The organism is Suilimivivens sp. (assembly GCF_037359455.1).
In the GTDB taxonomy this organism is placed as follows: domain Bacteria; phylum Bacillota; class Clostridia; order Lachnospirales; family Lachnospiraceae; genus Suilimivivens; species Suilimivivens aceti.
Window position 1 is genome coordinate 35,091 of the sequence record NZ_JAXXXI010000055.1, and the last position, 22,913, is coordinate 58,003.

The window sequence follows — 22,913 nt, forward strand, 5'->3', positions numbered from 1 at the left end:
CCGGGATCACAGGAATCCGCCATCAAATATCTGCTTTGCATATCCGGCATCTTCTGCCAAACATCCAAAGCGATCAGAAAAGAGGGGAGAGATGCCATTGAGGGAGTTTTTTGGGACTCGTAATATGATAGAATAAGGATATAAGAAAAGAAAACAAAATTAGGATTGACAGGAACAAATGTTTGGTATACTCTTGAATAAGAACAGATGTTCCTTCTGGAAGGAGAACTTATTTTATGGAAAAGAACGAAAAGCTGAAGGCATTGGACGCTGCCCTTGGACAGATTGAGAAGCAGTTCGGTAAGGGAGCTGTCATGAAGCTGGGAGATCCGGCAGCACAGATGAATATAGAAACGATCCCTACAGGATCCCTGAGCCTTGATATTGCCCTTGGCCTTGGTGGTATTCCCAAGGGAAGGGTCATTGAGATCTATGGACCGGAATCCAGTGGTAAGACGACGGTTACCCTGCACATGATCGCAGAGGTGCAAAAGACAGGCGGTATTGCCGGGTTTATTGATGCTGAGCATGCGCTGGATCCTGTATATGCGAAGAATATCGGTGTAGACGTGGATAATCTGTATATTTCACAGCCGGATAATGGTGAACAGGCACTGGAGATCACAGAGACCATGGTACGCTCCGGTGCCCTTGATATTGTTGTTGTTGACTCAGTAGCCGCCCTTGTACCGAAGGCTGAGATTGATGGTGATATGGGAGATTCCCATGTCGGTCTGCAGGCCAGACTGATGAGCCAGGCACTGCGTAAGCTGACTGCAGTGATCAGTAAGTCCAACTGTACGGTTGTATTTATCAACCAGCTCCGCGAGAAGGTTGGTGTGATGTTCGGCAATCCGGAGACTACGACCGGCGGGCGTGCACTGAAGTTCTATTCTTCAGTCAGGATGGATGTCAGAAGGATTGAATCCCTGAAGCAGGGTGGTGAAGTGATCGGAAACAGGACCAGAGTCAAAGTGGTGAAGAATAAGATCGCACCTCCGTTTAAGGAAGCAGAATTCGATATCATGTTTGGGGAAGGTATTTCCTATGTGGGAGATGTGCTGGATCTGGCATCTAATGTGGGTATCATTAACAAGAGTGGTGCGTGGTACGCTTATGAGGGAAATAAGATCGGACAGGGAAGAGAGAATTCCAAGATCTATCTGAAAGAGCATCCAGACATTTGTGAGGAAGTAGCGGAGAAGGTACGTGAGCATTTCCATATTGGAGAGACACCTGCCACAGAAGTCAAGGAAGAGGAATAGCTCATGACTGTTACTGCAATCAGGGAGATAGCGAAATCCCGGGTTTTGGTCAGTGTTGATGAAACATTCGCCTTTGTATTATACAAAGGCGAATTGCGTTCTTACGGGCTGAAAGAGGGACAGGAAATAACAGAAGAAGCCTACAGGGATATTATGGAGAATCTTCTGCCAAGAAGGGCAAAGCTGCGGGCTATGAATCTGCTTAAAAACCGAAGCTATACCGAAAAACAGCTTTATGACAAACTGAAGGCGGGTGATTATCCGGAGGAAATCATAGAGCAGGCACTTGATTATGTCAGATCCTACCATTATATAGATGATAGACAGTATGCAGAAGATTATATTGAATATCATAAGGAGAGCAGGAGCAGAAGCAGGATCCTCAGGGATCTTGTACAGAAGGGAATTTCTATTGAGCTTGCCGGGGAGGTTTATGAAGAGAAGGCAGGAGAGGACAGAACAGAACTTGAAAAAGAACAGATCCTGAATCTGATGCATAAGAAAAATTTTGTCCCGAATGAGGCTACTTTTGAAGAAAAACAGAAGTTTTCAGCACTTTTGTACAGAAAAGGATTTCAGGTTGATACGATCCGATGTGCACTTTTACTTGACAGCACAACGATTTAAGTTTAAAATTTAAGTGTTGTAAATTTGTTGCTAGAATGTTTCTACATACATTCTATATAGATAAGCGTACAATGAAAATTTAATAAGGAGGTGCTCCTGTAAATGGTGCAAGTTTTGATAGCAGTAGTCGTTACCCTGATTATTGCCGCTACTGTCACCTGGTTTCTGGCATCTGCATACCATAAGAAAGTATCAGAAGCTAAGATCGGAAGTGCAGAAGATAAGGCAAGGGAGATTATTGATGAAGCTCTGAAAACTGCTGAAACCAAAAAGCGTGAATCTCTTCTTGAGGTCAAGGAGGAGTCCATTCGTACCAAGAACGAACTGGACAAGGAGATCAAGGAACGTCGTGCCGAAGCACAGCGTTATGAGCGCAGAGTCCAGCAGAAGGAAGAAGCCATCGATAAGAAATCAGATGCGATCGAAAAGAAAGAGGCCGGGCTGGCTGCAAGGGAGGAAGAACTTGCAAAGCAGCGGGAAGAAATTTCAAAGCTGAACGAGCAGAGAATACAGGAACTGGAACGAATCTCAGGTTTAACCTCCGAACAGGCAAAAGAGTATTTACTTAAAATTGTTGAAGATGAAGTGAAACATGAAACGGCTGTCATGATCAAGGAAATGGAAAGCCGTGCTAAAGAAGAAGCAGACAAAAAAGCAAAGGAATATGTAGTTAACGCGATTCAGAAATGTGCAGCAGATCACGTATCAGAAACTACAATTTCCGTTGTCCAGCTTCCGAATGACGAAATGAAGGGTCGTATCATCGGAAGAGAGGGAAGAAATATCAGAACTCTCGAAACACTGACAGGTGTGGATCTGATCATTGATGATACACCGGAAGCCGTTATTTTATCAGGTTTTGACCCGATTCGCCGTGAGGTGGCAAGAATTGCCCTTGAAAAACTCATCGTGGATGGAAGAATCCATCCGGCAAGAATTGAAGAGATGGTTGAAAAGGCGCAAAAAGAAGTAGAAGTGATGATCAAAGAGGAAGGTGAGGCAGCTACCCTTGAAGTAGGTGTGCATGGTATTCACCCTGAACTTATCAAACTCCTTGGTAAGATGAAGTTCAGAACAAGCTATGGTCAGAATGCATTAAAGCATTCCATCGAAGTGGCACAGTTGTCAGGACTGCTTGCTGCAGAAATGGGACTTGATGTCAGAGTTGCCAAGCGTGCAGGTCTGCTGCATGATATTGGTAAGGCTGTGGATCATGAGATGGAAGGTTCCCACATTCAGCTTGGCGTAGACCTTTGCAGAAAGTATAAGGAATCCGCAATTGTGATCAATGCCGTTGAGGCGCATCATGGTGATGTAGAGCCCCAGTCATTAATTGCATGTATTGTACAGGCTGCAGATACAATATCCGCTGCAAGACCGGGCGCAAGAAGAGAAACGCTTGAGACATATACAAGCAGACTCAAACAGTTAGAAGATATAACAAACAATTTTAAAGGTGTAGATAAGTCTTTTGCTATTCAGGCTGGTAGAGAGGTTCGTGTAATGGTAGTTCCAGACCAGATCAGTGATTCTGATATGGTATTGCTGGCAAGAGATATTTCCAAGAAGATTGAAGCTGAAATGGAATATCCCGGACAGATTAAGGTCAATGTAATTCGCGAGAGCCGAGTAATTGATTATGCAAAATAAGTAATTGAAAAGGGTTTTGGCATGTTATGCCAGACCCTTTTTTCTTGTGTATGTACAGAAAAGGGGAAACCGCTGAAGAGGAGCAGAATGTTTTCAAAAAAATACTTGCTGTATTTTATCCTCTATAGTACAATATATCGTGGCAATTGGATTGTATACAATTATCCAAAGATACGACTTAGTTTATGCAAAGGAGATCTTATATGAAGGCGTACAAAGATTTAAGTAAAGAAGAACTTCTGACTTTACAGAAGCAGCTGAATAAGGAATATGAAGAGGCAAAGGCCAAAGAACTTAAACTGGATATGTCGAGAGGAAAACCGGCAGCTTCACAGCTCGATATGGAAATGGATTTTATGAATGTTCTGAATGCTGACTCCATATTTAAGACGGAAGCGGGCGTTGATTGCAGAAACTATGGTATAATGGATGGTATACCGGAAGCAAGAAAGCTGATCGGAGATGTTCTGGGGGTTTCGGCAGATAATGTTATCGTATTTGGAAATGCCAGCCTGAATATTATGTATGATACAGTGGCAAGGTCTGAGATATTTGGTGTGATGGGAGAAACACCCTGGTGTAAGTTAGATAAGGTGAAGTTTCTCTGTCCTGTTCCCGGATATGACAGGCATTTTGCGATTACCGAGCAGTTCGGGATAGAAATGATCAATGTGCCCATGACAGAGGATGGACCTGATATGGACATGGTAGAGGAGTTGGTAAATACGGATCCGGCAGTCAAGGGAATCTGGTGTGTACCAAAGTACTCTAATCCGCAGGGATATACTTATTCCGATGAGACGGTAAAGCGGTTTGCAGCACTGAAGCCGGCAGCAAAGGACTTCCGTATTTACTGGGACAATGCCTATGTGATCCATGATCTGTACGAAGAAAAAAAGGATACTCTGTTAGATATCATTTCAGAATGTGAAAAAGCAGGTAACCCGGATATGGTATATGAATTCTGCTCTACCTCAAAGGTTACTTTCCCGGGAAGTGGTATTGCAGCATTGGCTGCATCAAAAGCCAATCTTGATTTCATTAAAAAATTTATGACGATTCAGACGATCGGTTATGACAAGGTCAATCAGCTGCGTCATGTAAGATATTTTAAAGACGCAGAGGGAATGAAAGCACATATGATGAAGCATGCAGCAATCCTGCGTCCTAAATTTGAGGCGGTGTTCCATGTACTTGAAAGTGAACTGAATGGTCTTGGCATAGGCTCCTGGACAGAACCTAAGGGTGGCTATTTCATTTCCTTTGATGCACTGGAGGGCTGTGCAAAGAAGATCGTTGAGAAGTGTAAGGAGGCAGGTGTGGTACTGACAGGCGCCGGTGCAACCTACCCCTATAAGAAGGATCCAAAGGACAGCAATATCCGTCTGGCACCCAGCTTCCCGACACCAGAAGAATTGGCAATGGCGACAGACCTGTTTGTCCTTTGCGTAAAGATTGTCAGTGTAGAAAAACTGTTGAAAGAGGCGTAGATCATTTATCATGGAAGAATTTCAGAGATTGTCCAGGGATCTTGTGCAGAAGGGTGCCATTATTGATTATTATCAGGACACGATTAAGGTTCCGAATGGAAATATTGTTAAGTGGGATTTTATCAAACATAAGGGTGCAGCAGCGGTGGTTCCAGTGGATGATAAGGGACGTCTTATCATGGTACGCCAGTACAGGAATGCACTGGATCGTTATACACTGGAGATTCCGGCAGGCGGACTGAATGGAGAAAATGAGCCGACAGATCAGGCAGCACTTCGTGAACTGACAGAGGAAACCGGCTATCATGCAGAAAAAATAGAATTGCTTCTCCGCATCAGGACTACAGTGGCTTTTTGTAATGAAAAGATCGATATTTATGTGGCAACAGGTCTGACACCTGGAAAACAGCATCTGGATGAGGATGAGTTTGTGACGGTGAAAGCGTACGATCTGGATGAACTTATTTCGATGATCCTTGATGGAACGATTGAGGATTCCAAGACAGTATCTGCGATCCTGGCCTATAAAGAAAAATATGTAAGATAAAGGAAAATTGCAGGATAAAAGAGACAGGCAGTGCATAGGTATATGTGCTGTCTGTTTTTCATATATTAGACAAACATATGAGATCGGAAAAGAAGGGAAAGAAATATGCGGGAACGGATGGAATATATCAAACGAAGGCGGCTTTACAGAAGCTGTCTGCTTTATTTTCTGGCTGGAATCCTGGCAGGCATTCTGTTCATGTACTTCTCAGGACACGGTGCTGCAGGCACAGAGACATTTTTCAGAAAAAGTGTCCTTCTTGAGATGAGTTATGGAAAACTGGATAAGGGACAGTTTCTTAAATATGAATTACCAAGGAGATTGCGTCCTGCAGCCTGTCTGCTTCTTCTTTCTACCACATGCTTTGGTTTTCTGGCAATCAGGCTTTACACTGTGATGAAAGGCTTCCTGGCAGGGCTTCTTTTCTCTGGAACAGTATTGGCTTACGGAGGCAGGGGAGTGCTGTTCCTGATCGTACTACTGTTCCCGCACCAGCTGCTCCTGCTGCCGGCCTTTTTTCTGCTGCTTTGCTTCTGTTATCAGATAAGCTGCATTTCAAGGGCACCGGAAGGCTGCATATGGCCGATATACACAGGACGGAAAAAGCAGCTCATTTCACTGCTGTTGATCCTCTTGTGGATCCTGTTCATCACAGTGATGGGCTGCTTTCTGGAATGCTATGTAAATCCCCTGCTGGTAGCAGATGGGGTAAAGCTGCTTCTTTAAAAGAGAAGTCGTGTCAGATTATTCATATTCAGCAATATCATAAATAAGCTGCTCAGAATCTTCAAAGCCAAGGCAGGGATCGGTAATGGATTTTCCATAGACACCCTCACCTACCTTCTGGCTGCCTTCTACCAGATAGCTTTCGATCATGACACCCTTAACGAGGTTATGGATATCGGGACTGAGCTTACGGCTGTGCATAACCTCCTTGATAATACGGATCTGCTGCTTGTACTGCTTGGAAGAATTGCTGTGATTGGAATCAATGATCGTAGCAGGATTCTTCAGATCCCTTTCATTATAAAGCTGCAGCAGCAGATTCAGGTCTTCGTAGTGATAGTTGGCAAGGTTTTGGCCATGCTTACTGGTGGCACCACGCAGAACGGTGTGGGCAAGGTCATTACCTGTTGTATTTACCTCCCATCCACGGTAGATAAAGGTATGGGGATGCTGGGCTGCATAAACAGAATTCAGCATAACGGTAAGATCTCCGCTGGTAGGATTTTTCATGCCGGCAGGCACATCAAAACCGCTGACGGTCATACGGTGCTGCTGATCCTCTACGGAACGGGCGCCAATGGCTACATAGGAAAGAATGTCGGAAACATATCTCCAGTTCTCGGGATAGAGCATTTCGTCAGCAGCAGTAAGACCGGAAACATCCATGGCATGGATCTGCATCTTACGCATGGCGATCAGGCCTGCCAGAAGATCTGGTTTTTTTTCAGGATCCGGCTGATGCACGATCCCCTTGTAACCCTCACCGGTGGTACGGGGCTTATTGGTGTAGATCCTGGGGATCAGGATCAGCTTATCCTTTACCTTTTCGTTGACCTTTGCAAGACGGCTGACATAGTCGCAGACAGCATCTTCATTATCTGCGGAGCAGGGACCGATGATCACAAGAAATTTATTGCTTTTTCCGGTGAGTACATCACGGATCTCCTGATCTCTTTCTTTCTTTAACGCAACAAGCTTTTCAGGAACAGGATACTGCTCCTTGATCTCGCTTGGAGTTGGCAATTTTTTCACAAACTCAAATGACATAATAGTTTCCTCCTCTGATGTAAGCATTTGTTATTATAATATAGAAAAAAAGAAAGCGCAAGGTTGCAAAGCATCTGGAAACAGTGTAAAATTACGGGGTATCATCTATCAAAGTATAAAAGAAAAGGGAGGCCGGATTATGGCACTTAGTAAGAAACCGGTAACCGGTATGAAGGATATTCTGCCGGAGGAAATGAAGATCAGAGATTACGTGATCGGTGTGATCAAGGAGACCTATGGTAAATTTGGATTTACTTCCATTGAGACCCCCTGTGTGGAGAATATAGAGAATCTGACCAATAAGCAGGGTGGAGAGAATGAGAAGCTGATCTTTAAAATATTAAAGCGTGGAGAGAAGCTGAATCTTGAAGCAGCAAAGGAAGAGAAGGATCTGGTGGACGGAGGTCTCCGTTATGATCTTACTGTTCCGTTAGTGCGGTATTACTCTGCACATGCCAATGAACTTCCGACACCCTTTAAGGCTCTGCAGATGGGAAATGTATGGCGTGCTGACAGACCGCAGCGTGGCCGTTACCGTCAGTTCATGCAGTGTGATATTGATATTCTGGGAGAACCCTCCAACCTGGCAGAGATCGAGCTGATCCTGGCTACGACAACGACTCTTGGCAGGCTTGGATTTTCAGGATTCCAGATCAGGATCAATGAAAGAAGGATCCTGAAGGCTATGGCAGCCTACAGTGGATTTGCAGAAGAAAGCTATGATCATGTGTTTATTACCCTTGACAAGATGGACAAGATCGGACTTGAAGGAGTAGAAGCGGAGCTTCTTGAAGATGGCTTCGCCAAGGAAAGTGTTGATAAATACCTGGAGCTGTTCAGGGGTATGGAGGCTTCTGAAAATGGTCTTGCCTATCTTGCCAAAAAGCTTGGTGATTTCCTGGATGAGGAAGTAAGGGAAAGCCTTCAGGAGATCATGGAAAGTGTAAATTCTACCAAGAGTGCTGATTTTGAACTTGTATTTGATCCCACTCTGGTTAGAGGAATGTCTTATTATACCGGCACGATTTTTGAGATCGCAATGCCGCAGTTTGGCGGAAGCTGTGGTGGCGGCGGCAGATATGACAGGATGGTAGGTAAATTTACAGGAAATGATGTTCCCGCCTGCGGCTTTTCCATTGGATTTGAAAGAATCATCCTGCTTCTTATGGAGAATGGATTTAAGGTACCTTCCCAGCCTGAGAAGGCAGCTTTCCTGATCGAGAAGGGTGTGGCAAAGGAAGAGCTGTGCAAGGTGATCGCAGCAGCACAGGAGGAGAGAAAATCAGGAACTCAGGTGCTTGTTGTCAGGATGAATAAGAATAAAAAATTCCAAAAGGAACAGCTTACGAAAGACGGCTATACAACCTTCCGCGAATTCTATAAGGATCCTTTGAAATAAATATGGAAGACTCCCATCGGCTCTGAGCTGCTGAATCAGAAGCCACCGGAAGAAAAACCTTCCGGCAGGGAGTATTGTGGCATTAAACACCTGTCAGATCAAGACCGGTGCACCCAGCCGATCGGAAAGAGTTGCCAAGTACAACCAGTTACTCCGTATTGAAGAGGAACTGGGCAGCAGCGCAGTATATCCGGGAATGAAAGCATTTCATGTAAAGTAACATGTGATACTCCTTGAAAAGAACAATAGGCAGGAGTACACTTGCCTGTAGAAAAGGAGAGAGGATCATGATAAAGACAACATTAAAAATCGACGGAATGGCCTGCAGCATGTGCGAAGCACATATGAACGATCTGATCAGAAAGGTGGCAAAGGTAAAGAAGGTGACTTCCTCTGCCAAAGCCGGAGAAACTGTAGTGATCAGTGAGGAAGAACTGGATATTCCACTCCTTGGGAAAGAGATCGAAGGAATCGGATACAGGCTTCTTTCAGACAGCAGTGAGCCCTATGAGAAAAAAGGATTATTCCATTTCGGAAAATAAAAGGATCAGAGAGGATCTGATGACTATGCCTGTGCCGCCTCTGCCAGATATCTGGCAGGGACGGCAATTTTTTTGCCATTATCCGGTAAATGTGGTAAAATATGATATCAGAATGAAGAATAAAGGGGGACGCTCAGAGAATGTATGATTATCTGGTAGTTGGAGCGGGACTTTTCGGTGCCGTATTTGCCTGTGAAGCCAGAAAAGCAGGAAAACAGGTGCTTGTTATTGATAAAAGAGATCACATCGCAGGAAATGTCTATACAGAAGACACAGAGGGGATCCATGTACACCGGTATGGTGCACATATTTTTCATACCAATGACAGGATGGTATGGGACTATGTAACGAAGTATGCGGATTTTAACCGCTTTACCAACAGTCCGGTGGCTAATTACAAGGGGGAGCTGTACAGTCTTCCCTTTAATATGTATACCTTTAATAAAATGTGGGGTGTGGTAACACCAGAGGAAGCCGCACAGAAGATTGAGGAGCAGAAGAGAGAGGCCCATATCACAGAGCCGAAGAACCTGGAAGAGCAGGCAATCTCTCTGGTAGGAACCGATATTTATGAAAAGCTGATCAAGGGATATACGGAGAAGCAATGGGGACGTCCATGCAGTGAACTGCCGGCATTTATCATCAAACGTCTGCCGGTACGTTTTACCTTTGATAATAATTATTTTAATGCGCTGTATCAGGGGATTCCGATTGGAGGGTATACGAGGCTGGTACAGAATATGCTTGAAGGCATTGAGGTCAGGCTGCGTGAGGATTATCTGGAAGACAGGGAGCACTGGAACGGTCTGGCGGATCAGGTTATCTATACTGGTCCTGTGGATGCTTATTTTGACTACTGCTTTGGGACACTGGAATACAGAAGCGTGCGTTTTGAAACGGAGCTTCTGGATCAGATTAATTTTCAGGGAAATGCTGCTGTAAATTATACTGACAGAGAAACACCCTATACAAGGATCATTGAGCATAAATGGTTTGAGTTTGGAAAAGATGAAAAGGGAGATGATCTGCCTAAGACCGTGATCAGCAGAGAATATTCTTCTGAGTGGAAAAAAGGGGATGAGCCATATTATCCGGTAAATGACACAAAAAATAACACCCTTTATGAAAAATACAAAAAACTGGCTGATAAGGAAGAAAAGGTGATCTTTGGCGGAAGGCTTGGAGAATACCGGTATTATGACATGGATGCAGTCATAGCAGGCAGTCTGAAGCTATGCAGGAAAATTTTTGGAGAAAACTGATAAAATAAGGGGTTTCCAAATTGAATAAAATACTGGAAAGTGATACTATAGTACTAGATGCAAAGATATGCTTGCAAGTGTAAATGTATAAGAAAAAGAGGGGGATCAGAATGAGAAGACGGATCACTGAAATTCTGTTATATTGTCTTCTGCTGTCACTTGTGTTTGGAGGTATCAGCGTCCAGGCTGAAGAAAACAGAAAAGAAAGCGCAGAGGGGAGAATCCTTTTTATCAGTTCTTATAATTATGGGTGGGATACGGTACAGTCCCAGATAGAGGGTATTCAGGCGGGAGTCAGTGATGAAGCAGTGGTAGACTATGAGTTCATGGATACCAAGCGTGTCAGTGACGAAACGAGTGAACAGTTATTTTATGAGGGACTGAAATACAGACTCAGCAAGGTAGCACCTTATGATGTGATCATTCTGGGAGATGATGCAGCCCTTCTTTTTGCACAGAAGTACAGGGAGGAGCTGTTTGCAGAAATTCCCCTTGTATATGAAGGAGTCAATAATGAACAGCTTGCTTATGAAATGTCAGAGGATCCATTGATAACTGGTGTTATAGAAAAGCTGTCAGTCGAAAAAAACATTGTCTTTGCGAAAACACTTCTGCCTGATGCGAAGAAGGTAGTAGCTATTCTGGATGACAGTGTGACAGGAAGGACTATCAGAGAACAGTTCTTCGCCTGTGAAGAAAAGTTTCCGGAGCTTACATTTTCTGAGATCAATGCATCTGAACTGAGTACTATGCAGCTGAAGGGGAAGATCAGACAGCTTGGAAAGGGAACAATACTGATTTATATCTGCATGACGGAAGACGAAAGTGGAAAGCAGTATTCAAGCAGGGAGGCAGTAAAACTGATCACCGGAGCGGCCACGGTTCCGGTATTCCGGATGATGGAAGAGGGGATTGGGGAAGGACTTCTTGGTGGCAATGTTGTTTCCATGAGAAAATCAGGAGAAGAAGCTGCCGGCATGGCAATGGATATCATCAATGGGAAGAACAGCGGTGAGATCGGAGTAGTGGGTGACAGTCCGAACATTTACTGTGTAGATGAGCTGGTTATGAAAGCCTATGGTCTTGACATGAAGATGCTTCCGGAAGGAACAAAGATCGTTAATTATCGTCAGCCCTTTTTCCAGAGAAATAAAGAGGTGCTGATACCGGGCGGTATCCTGATAGGTATGCTTCTTGTGGTAGTGCTGGTTTCACTGATTGATAATCTGCGCAGAAGGAGATTGTACAGGGAACTGGAGGAGGCAAGAGGGATTATGGAAAATGCTTCCAATCATGATTTCCTGACAGGGATCCCCAACAGAAGCAAGCTGATGACAGATCTGGAGGAACTGATCCGGAATGGCACACCGTGTACGATCTTTATGATCGATATTGATGAATTTAAAAAGATCAATGATACTTATGGACATGCGGCAGGCGATGATGCACTGCGGGAGCTGGCAGCAAGGATGAAGATGCTTCATTCACAGATTCTGATGCCTTACCGCTATGCAGGTGATGAATTTATCATTATAATCCAGAGTATACAGAGTAAGATCGTAGATAAGACGGCAATGCAGTGCAAGGAGCTGTTTTCCAAACCGTTTTCTCTGGCTGGAGAATTCAGAAGAGTTGGAGGCAGTATTGGAATTGCATCCTTCCCAAAGGATGCTTCTACACTGGAGGAATTAATCGAGTGTGCAGATTCTGCTATGTATACGGTAAAAAAGAGTGGAAAAAATCGTTTTGCATATTATGAGGGTGGGAAAAGTGAAGAGAAGTGAATGGAGGCAGAAATATGAATGTGGAATTAGTATTGTCGCAGCTGGATTCTCTGATTGAAAACCGCAGAACCGACCTGGTAGAAGGCTATTTAAGAGAAAAAATGGAAGAGGCAGCTGAGGAAGGTGACAGGCGTGCAGTGATCACGCTGATGAATGAACTGATCAGCTATTATGGAGGAACAGGAGAATTTGAAAAGATGGTGGAATACTGTCAGCAGGTTCTCCTGCTTTTGCAGGGAATGGGAATGAAAGGAACCGTTCCTTATGCAGCTACGCTTCTTCATGTAGCAGATGCATACAGAGAGGCAGGACTTCTTTCAGATGCCATGAGAGCCTATCAGGAGGTTAAAGGGATTTACGAGGGAAGCATAGCTTATAATGATTTCAGATATGTAGAGCTGTATCAGGGCATGAGTCTTCTTTTCCAGCAGACAGGGGACGATGAAAGTGCCTGTGACTGTCTGCAAAGGGCACTCTCTGTTGCCAGTCAGTATCAGGGTGCCAGGACAGAGGTGGCAGCGATCTATACGAATCTGGCACTGGCGGAGATTAAGCTGCTCCGCTATGAAGAAGCCATGGATCATCTGAAAAGAGCGATATCCCTGTACGAAATGGATGAAGAAAGAGATTATCATTACAGCGGTGCCCTGTCGGCAATGGGTGAGGTACTGTATCTGACAGGGGAGCTTGAGGAATCCGCCAGGTTTTATAAGCTGGCACTTTTTGAAATTGAGAGGACATCAGGAAGAAACCAGGCATACGAAATTACATTACAAAACCTGCATGCAGTTATTCAGGAGCAGAAAAATGCACTGATCAGAAACCGCAGCTTTGAAAAGGGAATGGAGCTGTGTCAGGCCTTTTATGAAGAATATGGTATCCCTATGATCAGGACGAGGTTTCCGGCATATGAGGGTGTGATCGCAGCAGGCCTGGTAGGAGAAGGATCGGAATGCTTTGGATATGATGATGAAGTATCAAGAGATCATGATTTTGGCCCGGGCTTCTGCCTCTGGCTGACAGATCAGGTATATGATGAGATCGGTGAAGAGCTGCAGCAGGCCTATGATGAATTGCCGCACACCTTTATGGGAGTCACAAGGGTAACCTCTGCCAAGGCAAGAAAAAGAGTCGGTGTATTCCGGATCAGTGAGTTCTACGGAGAACTCACAGGACTGCAGGATGTACCGGTATCCAGAAGACAATGGGAGGTTATACAGGACTATCAGCTCAGTACAGCCACTAACGGAAGGGTTTTCAGGGATGATCTTGGAGAGTTCACGAGAATACGAAAAGGATTGCTTTCTTATTATCCGGAGGAAGTGAGACTCAAAAAGATCGCCAGGGAAGCGGCACTGATGGCACAGGCCGGGCAATATAATTACAGCCGTATGCTTGGAAGAAATGAAACAGTAACGGCACAGATCGCACTGGCAGAATTCATGAAGCATACGATGGCGATGATCTATCTGCTGAACCGGAGCTATGCGCCTTTTTATAAATGGATGCACAAAGGACTGGAAAAGCTCCCGCTGCTCAAGGAATTGAGAGATGTGCTTACTGCTTTGTCACAGATGCCGGTTGGAGATGAAAGAATTCCGGAAACGATAGAGTTCATAGTGTCACGTATTATTGCAGAAATGAAGAAAGAGGGTCTGACAAGCGGAGAGGATAATTATCTGGAGCATCATACAGAGAATATCCTGAAGGGTATACCAGCACTCGAATAGAATCAGAGAACCTGCCATCGGCAGGTTCTCTGTATGTCAGGAAATACTCTTTAACAATCCATTGGCAATTGCCCTGGCAATTTCCTGAAACTGAGTATCAAAACGTATGTTATCTTTATCTGTATTAATAAATCCGACTTCTACAAGGACGGCAGGCATGTCAGTCCGGCGCAGGACAGCCAGATTTGGCCGTTCCTGGATCCCCTGATTGACAAATCCTACACGGGTAAGCTCACGGTTTATGTTCTCGGCAATGGTTCTTGCAATGCCGTTTTTGGAATAAACGAGGGATTCTACACCAGTATACTGGTTATCATAGGGGCTGGAGTTACGGTGGATAGAGAGAAAATAGTCTGCATCGGAGGCATTTGCCATTGCAGCTTTACCGGCAGGGCTGGTATAGACATCACTGGTTCTTGTATAGATCACATTTACACCATTTTCTTCCAGTATGTTTCCCACAGCAAGGGCAAGGCGGAGGGTATCATCCTTTTCTTTTCGCCCAAGATAGGTAGCACCAAAGTCGGAACCCCCATGACCGGCATCAATTACAACTGTAGCCATAAAAACCTCTTTTAAAAGGACTTAAGATATTGTATGCTGTTAAACAGATAGCTGTGTATCGTAAGAAAGGAAGTAGGCATGAAAAATCAGACTAAAGAGAAAAAAGCATATCAGGCAGTTATATTTGACCTGGATGGAACTCTGTTAAATACATTGGAGGATCTGAAGGACAGTGTAAATTATGCACTGCGGATGTATCATAAAAAAGAACGGTCACTGGAGGAAGTACGGAATTTTGTTGGAAATGGTGTTGAGAAGCTGGTGCAGAGAGCACTTATGCCGGATCAGGATGAAAAGACATTTACAGAGGTATTTGCTGTATTTAAAGCATATTACGAAGAACATTGCAATGATAAGACCTGTCTCTATCCCGGAATCGCAGAGCTTCTGACAAGCTTACAGAAAAAAGGAATCAAAACGGCAATCGTATCCAACAAGATGCAGGAGGGAGTGGATGTCCTGTATCATCTTTATTTTGAAAAATATCTGAAGGTAGCAATCGGCGCAAGCGAAGGAATCCGCAAGAAACCGGCACCGGATACTGCCAGGGAAGCACTGCGGTTATTACAGGTATCAGAAAAAGATGCCCTGTATGTGGGAGATTCTGATGTGGATATTGCAACTGCCAGAAATGCAGGAATGGACTGTGTATCTGTCACATGGGGATTCCGGACAGTAGAAGAGCTGCAGGCAGCCGGAGCGGCTGCGATGATAAACAGACCGGAAGAGCTGCTGGCTCTGATAGAAACATCCGGGAAAGAAACAGAAATGGAAAGAGAAATGGAAACAGCAGCACCTGTAAAATGGCTGTCCAAATTTCAGGAGAACCGGGAAATTACTGTAAGTGTGCCGGGATCTAAAAGCATCACAAACAGGGCACTTCTTCTGGCAGCACTGTCACAGGGAACATGTCATTTGAAAGGAGTCCTGTTCAGCGATGATTCCCGTGGCTTTCTGGACTGCTTAATTAAATTAGGATTTAATATTGAAATAAATGAGAAAAAGAAAGAAGTTATAATAGAAGGAACAGGAGGAAGGATTCCTGACAGAAAGGCTTCCATCAATGTAAGAAGTGCAGGAACTGCGGCACGTTTTCTTACAGTAATGCTGGCTATGGCTGGAGGGGATTATGAACTGACAGCATCACCCCAGATGTGTAAGCGTCCCATGGAGCCATTGCTTTCCCTGCTGGAGGCATGTGGTGTTACATTTGAGTTCCACGGGGAGGAAGGACATTTTCCTTTTGCCCTGCATTCTGACGGTATTCATCAGAAGGAAGTAAGGATCGATACAAAGATCAGTAGTCAATTTGCCAGTGCTTTATTAATGTGTGCAGCCATGAAGGAAGATGGCCTGACTGTCATACTTGAAGGAGACAGAAGCGAAGGTGCATATATTAAAATGACACTTGCTATGATGAGACAGTTTGGAATTGAAGTGGAAAGGGAAGGAAGGAAGTGCATTGTGTCCGGAAATGCTTCCTTTGGCGTTCCGGTATATGAGATCGAGCCGGATGTTTCTGGAGCCTGTTATTTCTATGCAATGGCACCACTTTTAAGAACAAGTGTTATTGTAAATGGAGTCCATGAAAACTCCATACAGGGAGATATTGCATTTTTGTCTGTGCTTTCCAAAATGGGGTGTAAGATGGAGGATACAGAGAAAGGGATCTGTGTGGATGGCCGTCTGTTAAGTGCGTATCCGGGGCAGACTCTTTCCATGAAGGATTTTTCTGACCAGACTATGACCATGGCAGCGATTGCACCATTTGCTGCTTCAGAAACAAGGATCTGTGATATAGAACATATCCGCTATCAGGAATCAGACCGGATGAAAGCGATCATCACTGAATTAAACAGGATGGGTGTCAACTGCGAGGAGATTCCGGAGGAAAAGGGAATTCTGATCAGACCGGTTTCAGAAGATGGGATCAGAGAAACGGAAGTGGAGACCTATGAGGATCACAGAATGGCAATGGCCTTTTCACTGATCGGGCTGAAAACAGGAAAGATCGGGATCAGGAATCCCGGATGCTGCAGGAAAACATTTGAAAATTATTTTGAATTGATCGAGGAATTACAGGAAAACAATCATGCAGGAAGTGCGGAACAGTAATACAGTTGAAATAACAGAGGAAAGAGCAGAAAGGGTCGTACTGGCGGCAGTGGAGGAGGGTATCACAGAATCAACAGGTGATATGTCACACAGAATGGATGAGCTTGAAAGCCTTGCGAAAGCCTGCTATATGGAACCGGTCGGTATGGTCATACAGAGGCTGGAAACAGTGAATAAAGGGCTCTATATGGGAGCTGGCAAGGTACAGGAATTAAAGGAACTGTGTGTAAGGCTGGAAGCTGATCTGGTTGTTTTCAACAATTCCCTGACACCATCCCAGCTGAGAAATCTGCAGGATCTGCTGGATGTCCCGGTTATGGACAGGACGACACTGATCCTGGAGATCTTTGAAAGCAGGGCAAGGACAAGAGAAGCCAGGCTTCAGGTGGAAACAGCAAAGCTTCAGTATCTTCTGCCAAGACTGGTAGGCATGCATGAAGCACTGACAAGGCAGGGCGGAACCAGTGGAAGCATGAGCAGCAGGGGAGCCGGAGAAAAGAAGCTGGAGTTAGACAGACGGAAGATCGAACACAGAATTGCGGAACTGCAGCGTGAGCTGAAGGAAATTACCAAGGAGAGAGAAGTACAGCGGAGCAGAAGAAATAAAGGCAGACTGCCGCTTGTTTCCCTTGTCGGGTATACCAATGCAGGAAAATCAACGATCATGAATGCCATGGTGGATCGTTATGCGGCCGGAGAAGAAAAGAGAGTGCTTGAGAAGGATATGCTTTTTGCTACACTGGATACCTCGGTCCGCCGGATCAATACCGGGGATAATAGAGACTTTCTGCTGTCAGATACAGTTGGATTTATCCATGATCTGCCCCACAGCCTGGTGAAAGCGTTCCGGTCTACGCTGGAGGAAATAGAGAATGCTGATCTGCTCATACAGGTGGTGGATTATTCGGATCCCTTTTATGAGGAACAGATGAAAACAACGGCGCAGACCCTGTCAGAGCTTTCCGCAGGACATATTCCCATGCTTACCGTATATAATAAGGCGGACAGAAGGGAGGGGGCTTCCTATCCGAGAACAGTCGGGGATAAGCTCTTTGTTTCAGCAAAGGAAGAAGCATCACTGGATCTGCTTGTCGGGGAGATCCTTGAAAAGATTTATGCAGATCAGGTGGAGGGAGAGTTCCTGATTCCTTTTCAAAGAGGGGATATTGTTTCTTACTTTATGGAAAATGCTGTGATACTTAAGCGGGAATATAAGGAAGAGGGAACACTTCTTTTGGTGAAATGCCATCCGGCAGACAGGGAAAAATACCGCAGTTATCTGACAGAAACAGGGGGAAATGATGCAGAAGGAAAGATTGAATAAATATCTGGCATCCTGCGGCGTATGCTCACGGAGAGATGCTGATAAGCTAATAGAAGAGGGAAGGGTCCAGGTAAACGGACAGAAGGCTGTGATGGGGCTCCAGGTCTCGGATGAGGACGAGATCGAGGTGAATGGTAAACATCTTCCCGGGAAAAATGATAAAGTGGTTTACGCTTACTATAAGCCTCTTGGAGTGACGTGTACGGAGAGAGACCGGCATGCGGACAAGGTTCTGACGCAGCAGGTGAAGCTGCCGGTGAGAGTGACCTATGCAGGTCGGCTTGATAAAGATTCAGAGGGGCTGATCCTGCTTACGAATGACGGAGACCTGATCCACACGATGATGAATGGCAGCGGAAACCATGAAAAGGAATACATCGTGAAGGTGAATAAGGAGATTACCGGGGAGTTCCTGCAGAATATGGCAGATGGTGTGTTCTTAAAGGAGCTGAACCGCAGGACAAAACCCTGTAAGGTAGAAAAAATCGGGAAATTTACCTTCCGGATCATTCTAACCCAGGGAGTCAACAGACAGATCAGACGAATGTCCCATGCTTTGGGATTTGAGGTGACAGCGATCAAAAGAATCCGTGTGGCAACTGTGGAACTTGCAGGCTTATTACCCGGGAAATACCGCCAGATCACTGGGATAGAATTACAGATGTTATATAATTCATGCATGAAAAATACCAGTAAATATAAGGAATTATAAAAATATAAGATCTTTTTGACACCTGAAAGCCTGCAGACAGAAAGACGGAGAAAAACAGGGATTATGAAATAGGCATTGAAGGAAAAATAAAAATAAATGAAGGGAATCCTGCAAGTAAAATGGATAGTAATCGGATAGAAACAGAGGTAATGGAAAAAAAAGAATACGATGAACTTACGAAAACAATCAATTATCATATGGACCGCTATTATAATCAGGATGAACCGGAGATCAGTGATTATGACTATGATCAGCTGATGCTGAAGCTGAAAGCAGCCGAGAAGGAGCATCCGGAATGGGTCACACCACAGTCTCCGACGCAGAAGATCGGTGGCACGGCGAAGCGCGAGGCAGGTGTTAAGGTGACACATGATGTGCCGATGCTTTCCATTGAAGATGTTTTTACAAAGGAAGATGTTACTGCATGGGTAGAGAAGGTAAAAGCCCTTCACCCGGACTGCAGTTTTTCTGTCGAGACCAAAATAGACGGACTCAGCATGACACTTCGGTATGAGAAGGAGGAAGATGGACGCTTAAGGCTTATTCTTGCAGAAACCAGAGGAGATGGACTGGTTGGTGAGGATGTGACAGCCAATGCGCTTGTGATCCCGGATGTGAAACGGTCAGTGGATCTGCCTTATGCTTCCCTGCAGCTTCGCGGGGAAGTATACATGTCCCATGAAGATTTTGAAGGCTATAATCTTGAGCAGGAACAGGCGGGAAAGAAGCTGGCTGCCAATCCAAGGAATCTGGCGGCAGGAACACTGCGGCAGCTGGATCCGGGAGTTACAAAGAAGCGTGGGCTTCGTATGTTTGTATTTAATGTGCAGCAGGGACCGGAGGAGCTGACGGAAAGTCATTGCAAGGGAATGGATATCCTGCAGCGGCATGGAATACCGGTTGTTTTTCACAGAAAATGCAATACGGCAGAGGAGATCATCAGAATGATAGATGAGATCGGGGATATGCGTGGTGAGCTGGATTACGATATTGACGGAGCGGTCATTAAAATCGACCAGGTCCGATACCGGAATGATTTCCCGGCGGGAAGCAAATATTCAAGCGGACATATCGCCTATAAATATCCACCGGAAGAGCGTGTCGTGATCATGGACGATATCCTGGTGGATGTCGGCAGAACCGGCAAGCTTACCTTTACTGGAGTATTTCATGATCAGATCACAGGAAAGCCGGCAAGACTGTGTGGGACGAATGTATCAAGAGCAACTCTGCATAATCAGGATTATATTAATGAAATGCAGGCAGGTCTTGGAGGAGCATACAGGATCTTTAAGAGCGGGGAAATCATCCCCAAGTTAAACGGATGCGTTGAGGCACCAAAGCAGGTTTTTAAGGCACCGGAAAGGTGTCCAGTCTGTGGAAGCATCCTGGTGAAGGATGAGGATATGGCAGATATCTGCTGTCAGAATGTACTTTGCCCGGCACAGCTGACAAGAACGATTTCCTATTTCTGCTCTTTGGATGCAATGAACATTATGGGGCTTGGAGATTCGATCATTGATACACTGATCAAGGCAGGATACGTGAAAACCTTTGCAGATATTTATAAGCTGAAAGAACATAAAGAAGAATTGATTGCGAAAGGCGTATTTGGCAAAGAAAAAGGAACGGTCAGAGTGCTGGAGGCAATCGAAAAATCTAAGGAAAATGAACCGTTTAAGCTGCTGACAGGTCTGGGGATCAGAAATGTAGGAAAAAACACAGCCAGAACGATCATGAAGCATTTCGCAGCTATCAATGATCTGCAGAAGGCTTCTTATGAAGAACTGATCGCAATTGATGACATAGGAGATACTACGGCACAGTGTATCAGACAGTATTTTGATGATCCGGAGAATCAGGTGATCATATCAGAGCTTAAGGCCGCCGGGCTTACTATGGAAATGCCGGAAAATAATGATACGGGTGATAAATTAAAGGGACTGACGATTGTTGTGACGGGAACACTGCCGACGCTTGGCAGAAAAGAAGTCGCAGACCTGATTGAAAATAATGGCGGAAAATGTACAGGCTCTGTTAGCAAAAAGACAGATTACCTGGTGGCAGGAGAGGCGGCAGGAAGCAAGCTTATAAAAGCACAGGCACTTGGGATCCCTGTTATTACAGAGGAAGAACTTCTGAAAATGCTTTCCTGAGTTTTTTACTTGTTTCACAGTAATATTTATAGTTTAATGGAAGAGAATGGAATCATGCTTTTGAACGAAAAGGATATAAAAAAGTCAGATAAAAATATGAATGAAAATGAATTTGTGGAAGCAGATGCGTCAGAAGGCTGGCAGGAGCGTCTGACTGGGATGTTCCCGGCACTGGAGCAGGAGCTGCATCTGACGGAGCATGCACTGTCAGTGCTGGTAAATCCAGGAAAAGACAACAGGATTTCTTCGTATGCTGTGTGTGTTTATGAGCCGGATCTTGTGGAAGATAAAAGGAACGGAAGTAGAAATACAGTTCTTACCAGGATCAGGGAAGGAATTCTGAAATCAAACCCGGATATAGTGGCGGTTGATTCCAGAAACCCCGGGTTAAAGGAATTTGGAGAGGCAGTGGAAGACATAAATGGACGGTTTTCTGTCCGGATGGATAAGAATTCAGAGAATTTTGTGAAATGCCTCGAGAACTGTATCCGGTATGGCATAGAAAATTATGTGCCAAAGGCGGCTGCCTTTGCCTGCTGTGCAAGGTATAAGGAATGTTCGGAGAAAAAACGGTGTATTCATCCGAATACGCTTTATGCAAAGGCATGTGAATACAGAAAAAATCTCGAGAACGGCCGGGTGTTTTATTAACAGATAAGAATTGACAGAATAAGGAACGGAATAAGAAAGAGAAATCGGAGGAAAAGGGAATGCCGGTTAAGGTACAAAATGATCTGCCAGCGAAGGGCATACTGGAAAATGAAAATATATTCGTAATGGATGAAGACAGGGCGATGCATCAGAATATCCGTCCTCTTAGTATCTGCATCCTGAATCTGATGCCGGTGAAGCAGGACACGGAGCTGCAGCTCCTTAGGGCATTATCCAATACCCCGTTGCAGATAGCAGTTTCCTTCATGAAAATGAACAGTCATGTATCATTAAATACACCGATCCAGCATCTGAACCAGTTTTACAAGACATTTGATGAGCTGAAAAATAACAAATACGATGGACTGATCATTACCGGGGCACCGGTAGAGCAGATCCCTTTTGAAGAGGTGGATTACTGGAAGGAGCTGTGTGAGATCATGAACTGGAGCAGAAAGCATGTCTTTTCCACGTTCCATATCTGCTGGGGAGCCCAGGCAGGACTTTACTATCACTACGGACTGAAAAAGGTACTCCTGCCACAGAAGCTGTTTGGTGTTTATGAGCATAAGGTAATGAACCGCAAGGTTCCCCTTGTGAGAGGCTTTGACGATACTTTTCTGATCCCTCACAGCAGACATACAGCAGTTCTTTCTGAGGATATCCATAACTGCAGTGAACTGACAGTGCTGGCAGAGTCAGAGGAGGCAGGAGTCCTTCTCTGTATGGCGGAGGAAGGCCGGCAGATCTTCGTTATGGGACACCCGGAATATGATCGGTATACCCTGCATAATGAATATATGAGGGATAAAAATAAGGGACTTCCTATTCAGATGCCGAAGAACTATTATCCGGGGAACGATGACACGCAAAGACCATCCCTGCAATGGCGCTCCCACAGCAATAACCTTTACTGCAACTGGCTCAATTACTATGTATACCAGACCACACCTTATGATCTGAATGAGATTAACTGAAAAAGGTTACGGGTGAAATGATTCTGTATATTATTTCCTGCATCAGAGAAGACCATGAACTTAAGCTGGATGGATCTTTTCCGTCAGTTCTGTTGTATTGTTTAAAAATAGCACAGTGTGAGTACCGATAAATGGACTCGTACTGTGCTATCCTTATATTATGTTATCAAAAGAATTCTGACTGTTGTGATTATATATCAACTGATTTTTATTAGAAATGACAAAAATGTGCAAAAAACTTACAAAAGCAGAGACAAGAGATAAAGAAAGGTGTATCTTAATTTTATATAACGAATTCCATCAGAAATATAATTATAGAGATGACATTGCACGAAAAAAGATGCG

The 22,913-nt window shown here is 44.6% G+C and carries 19 protein-coding genes and 1 pseudogene; 18 read left to right on the plus strand and 2 right to left on the minus strand.

Annotated features, from left to right (window positions below; all coding sequences use genetic code 11):
* Positions 1 to 236: 236 nt before the first annotated feature.
* The 6 genes from recA (at position 237) to WJQ40_RS12010 (ending at position 6,305) form a co-directional block, all read left to right on the plus strand.
* Positions 237 to 1,265, plus strand: coding sequence for a recombinase RecA (recA, locus tag WJQ40_RS11985; protein WP_262574034.1), 1,029 nt, complete (start codon positions 237 to 239; stop codon positions 1,263 to 1,265).
* A gap of 3 nt (positions 1,266 to 1,268) precedes the next feature.
* Positions 1,269 to 1,892, plus strand: a complete 624-nt coding sequence (locus tag WJQ40_RS11990; RefSeq protein WP_262574032.1) for a RecX family transcriptional regulator — start codon at positions 1,269 to 1,271, stop codon at positions 1,890 to 1,892.
* Positions 1,893 to 1,994: 102 nt separating this feature from the next.
* The gene (gene rny, locus WJQ40_RS11995; RefSeq protein ID WP_262574031.1) at positions 1,995 to 3,542 is read left to right on the plus strand and encodes a ribonuclease Y; all 1,548 of its coding nucleotides are present in this window, start codon (positions 1,995 to 1,997) and stop codon (positions 3,540 to 3,542) included.
* Positions 3,543 to 3,745: 203 nt separating this feature from the next.
* Entirely contained in the window at positions 3,746 to 5,032 is a 1,287-nt protein-coding gene (locus WJQ40_RS12000; RefSeq protein WP_262574030.1) for an aminotransferase class I/II-fold pyridoxal phosphate-dependent enzyme, read from the plus strand.
* A 7-nt stretch (positions 5,033 to 5,039) separates the two neighbouring features.
* Entirely contained in the window at positions 5,040 to 5,579 is a 540-nt protein-coding gene (locus tag WJQ40_RS12005) for an NUDIX hydrolase (RefSeq protein WP_118797812.1), read from the plus strand.
* A 105-nt stretch (positions 5,580 to 5,684) separates the two neighbouring features.
* Positions 5,685 to 6,305, plus strand: coding sequence for a stage II sporulation protein M (locus WJQ40_RS12010; RefSeq protein ID WP_337404060.1), 621 nt, complete (start codon positions 5,685 to 5,687; stop codon positions 6,303 to 6,305).
* 18 nt (positions 6,306 to 6,323) lie between these two features.
* On the opposite strand, the gene WJQ40_RS12015 is transcribed toward WJQ40_RS12010, so the two are convergent.
* The gene (locus tag WJQ40_RS12015; RefSeq protein ID WP_118797814.1) at positions 6,324 to 7,352 is read right to left on the minus strand and encodes a 3-deoxy-7-phosphoheptulonate synthase; all 1,029 of its coding nucleotides are present in this window, start codon (positions 7,350 to 7,352) and stop codon (positions 6,324 to 6,326) included.
* Between the two features lie 139 nt (positions 7,353 to 7,491).
* On the opposite strand from WJQ40_RS12015, the gene hisS reads away from it, so the two are divergent.
* The 6 genes and pseudogenes from hisS (at position 7,492) to WJQ40_RS12045 (ending at position 14,069) form a co-directional block, all read left to right on the plus strand.
* Positions 7,492 to 8,751 (plus strand): histidine--tRNA ligase, encoded by a 1,260-nt coding sequence (gene hisS / locus WJQ40_RS12020; RefSeq protein WP_118797815.1) that lies wholly within the window; start codon positions 7,492 to 7,494, stop codon positions 8,749 to 8,751.
* A 76-nt stretch (positions 8,752 to 8,827) separates the two neighbouring features.
* Positions 8,828 to 8,971, plus strand: a pseudogene (gene eno, locus WJQ40_RS12025) (phosphopyruvate hydratase); the annotation flags it as partial.
* Between the two features lie 67 nt (positions 8,972 to 9,038).
* Complete coding sequence (locus tag WJQ40_RS12030; RefSeq protein ID WP_262574026.1) at positions 9,039 to 9,293, plus strand: cation transporter; 255 nt, start codon at positions 9,039 to 9,041, stop codon at positions 9,291 to 9,293.
* A gap of 140 nt (positions 9,294 to 9,433) precedes the next feature.
* A complete protein-coding gene (glf, locus tag WJQ40_RS12035) occupies positions 9,434 to 10,555 on the plus strand; it encodes a UDP-galactopyranose mutase (protein WP_337540516.1) in 1,122 nt (373 codons plus the stop codon).
* Positions 10,556 to 10,665: 110 nt separating this feature from the next.
* The gene (locus WJQ40_RS12040; RefSeq protein WP_337540517.1) at positions 10,666 to 12,339 is read left to right on the plus strand and encodes a GGDEF domain-containing protein; all 1,674 of its coding nucleotides are present in this window, start codon (positions 10,666 to 10,668) and stop codon (positions 12,337 to 12,339) included.
* A gap of 14 nt (positions 12,340 to 12,353) precedes the next feature.
* Complete coding sequence (locus WJQ40_RS12045; RefSeq protein WP_337540518.1) at positions 12,354 to 14,069, plus strand: DUF4037 domain-containing protein; 1,716 nt, start codon at positions 12,354 to 12,356, stop codon at positions 14,067 to 14,069.
* Positions 14,070 to 14,105: 36 nt separating this feature from the next.
* Here WJQ40_RS12045 and WJQ40_RS12050 read toward each other — a convergent pair whose 3' ends face one another.
* Positions 14,106 to 14,633 (minus strand): N-acetylmuramoyl-L-alanine amidase, encoded by a 528-nt coding sequence (locus tag WJQ40_RS12050; protein ID WP_337540519.1) that lies wholly within the window; start codon positions 14,631 to 14,633, stop codon positions 14,106 to 14,108.
* 78 nt (positions 14,634 to 14,711) lie between these two features.
* Between WJQ40_RS12050 and aroA the strand changes: the two genes are divergently transcribed.
* The 6 genes from aroA to metA all read left to right on the plus strand — a co-directional run bounded on the left by aroA (position 14,712) and on the right by metA (position 22,568).
* Positions 14,712 to 16,748 carry a 3-phosphoshikimate 1-carboxyvinyltransferase gene (gene aroA, locus WJQ40_RS12055; RefSeq protein WP_337540520.1) on the plus strand — a complete coding sequence of 679 codons (2,037 nt, stop codon included), beginning with the start codon at positions 14,712 to 14,714 and terminating at the stop codon, positions 16,746 to 16,748.
* Entirely contained in the window at positions 16,726 to 18,072 is a 1,347-nt protein-coding gene (hflX, locus tag WJQ40_RS12060; RefSeq protein ID WP_337540521.1) for a GTPase HflX, read from the plus strand. Before aroA ends, hflX begins: the two co-directional genes overlap by 23 nt.
* Positions 18,047 to 18,784, plus strand: coding sequence for a pseudouridine synthase (locus WJQ40_RS12065; protein ID WP_337540522.1), 738 nt, complete (start codon positions 18,047 to 18,049; stop codon positions 18,782 to 18,784). The genes hflX and WJQ40_RS12065 overlap by 26 nt, the downstream gene beginning before the upstream one ends.
* Before the next feature lie 119 nt (positions 18,785 to 18,903).
* Positions 18,904 to 20,940: an NAD-dependent DNA ligase LigA gene (ligA, locus tag WJQ40_RS12070; protein ID WP_337540523.1), complete on the plus strand. Its 2,037-nt coding sequence runs from the start codon at positions 18,904 to 18,906 to the stop codon at positions 20,938 to 20,940.
* A 54-nt stretch (positions 20,941 to 20,994) separates the two neighbouring features.
* A complete protein-coding gene (locus WJQ40_RS12075) occupies positions 20,995 to 21,591 on the plus strand; it encodes a hypothetical protein (RefSeq protein WP_337540524.1) in 597 nt (198 codons plus the stop codon).
* 59 nt (positions 21,592 to 21,650) lie between these two features.
* The gene (metA, locus tag WJQ40_RS12080) at positions 21,651 to 22,568 is read left to right on the plus strand and encodes a homoserine O-succinyltransferase (protein WP_337540526.1); all 918 of its coding nucleotides are present in this window, start codon (positions 21,651 to 21,653) and stop codon (positions 22,566 to 22,568) included.
* Positions 22,569 to 22,913: the final 345 nt, after the last annotated feature.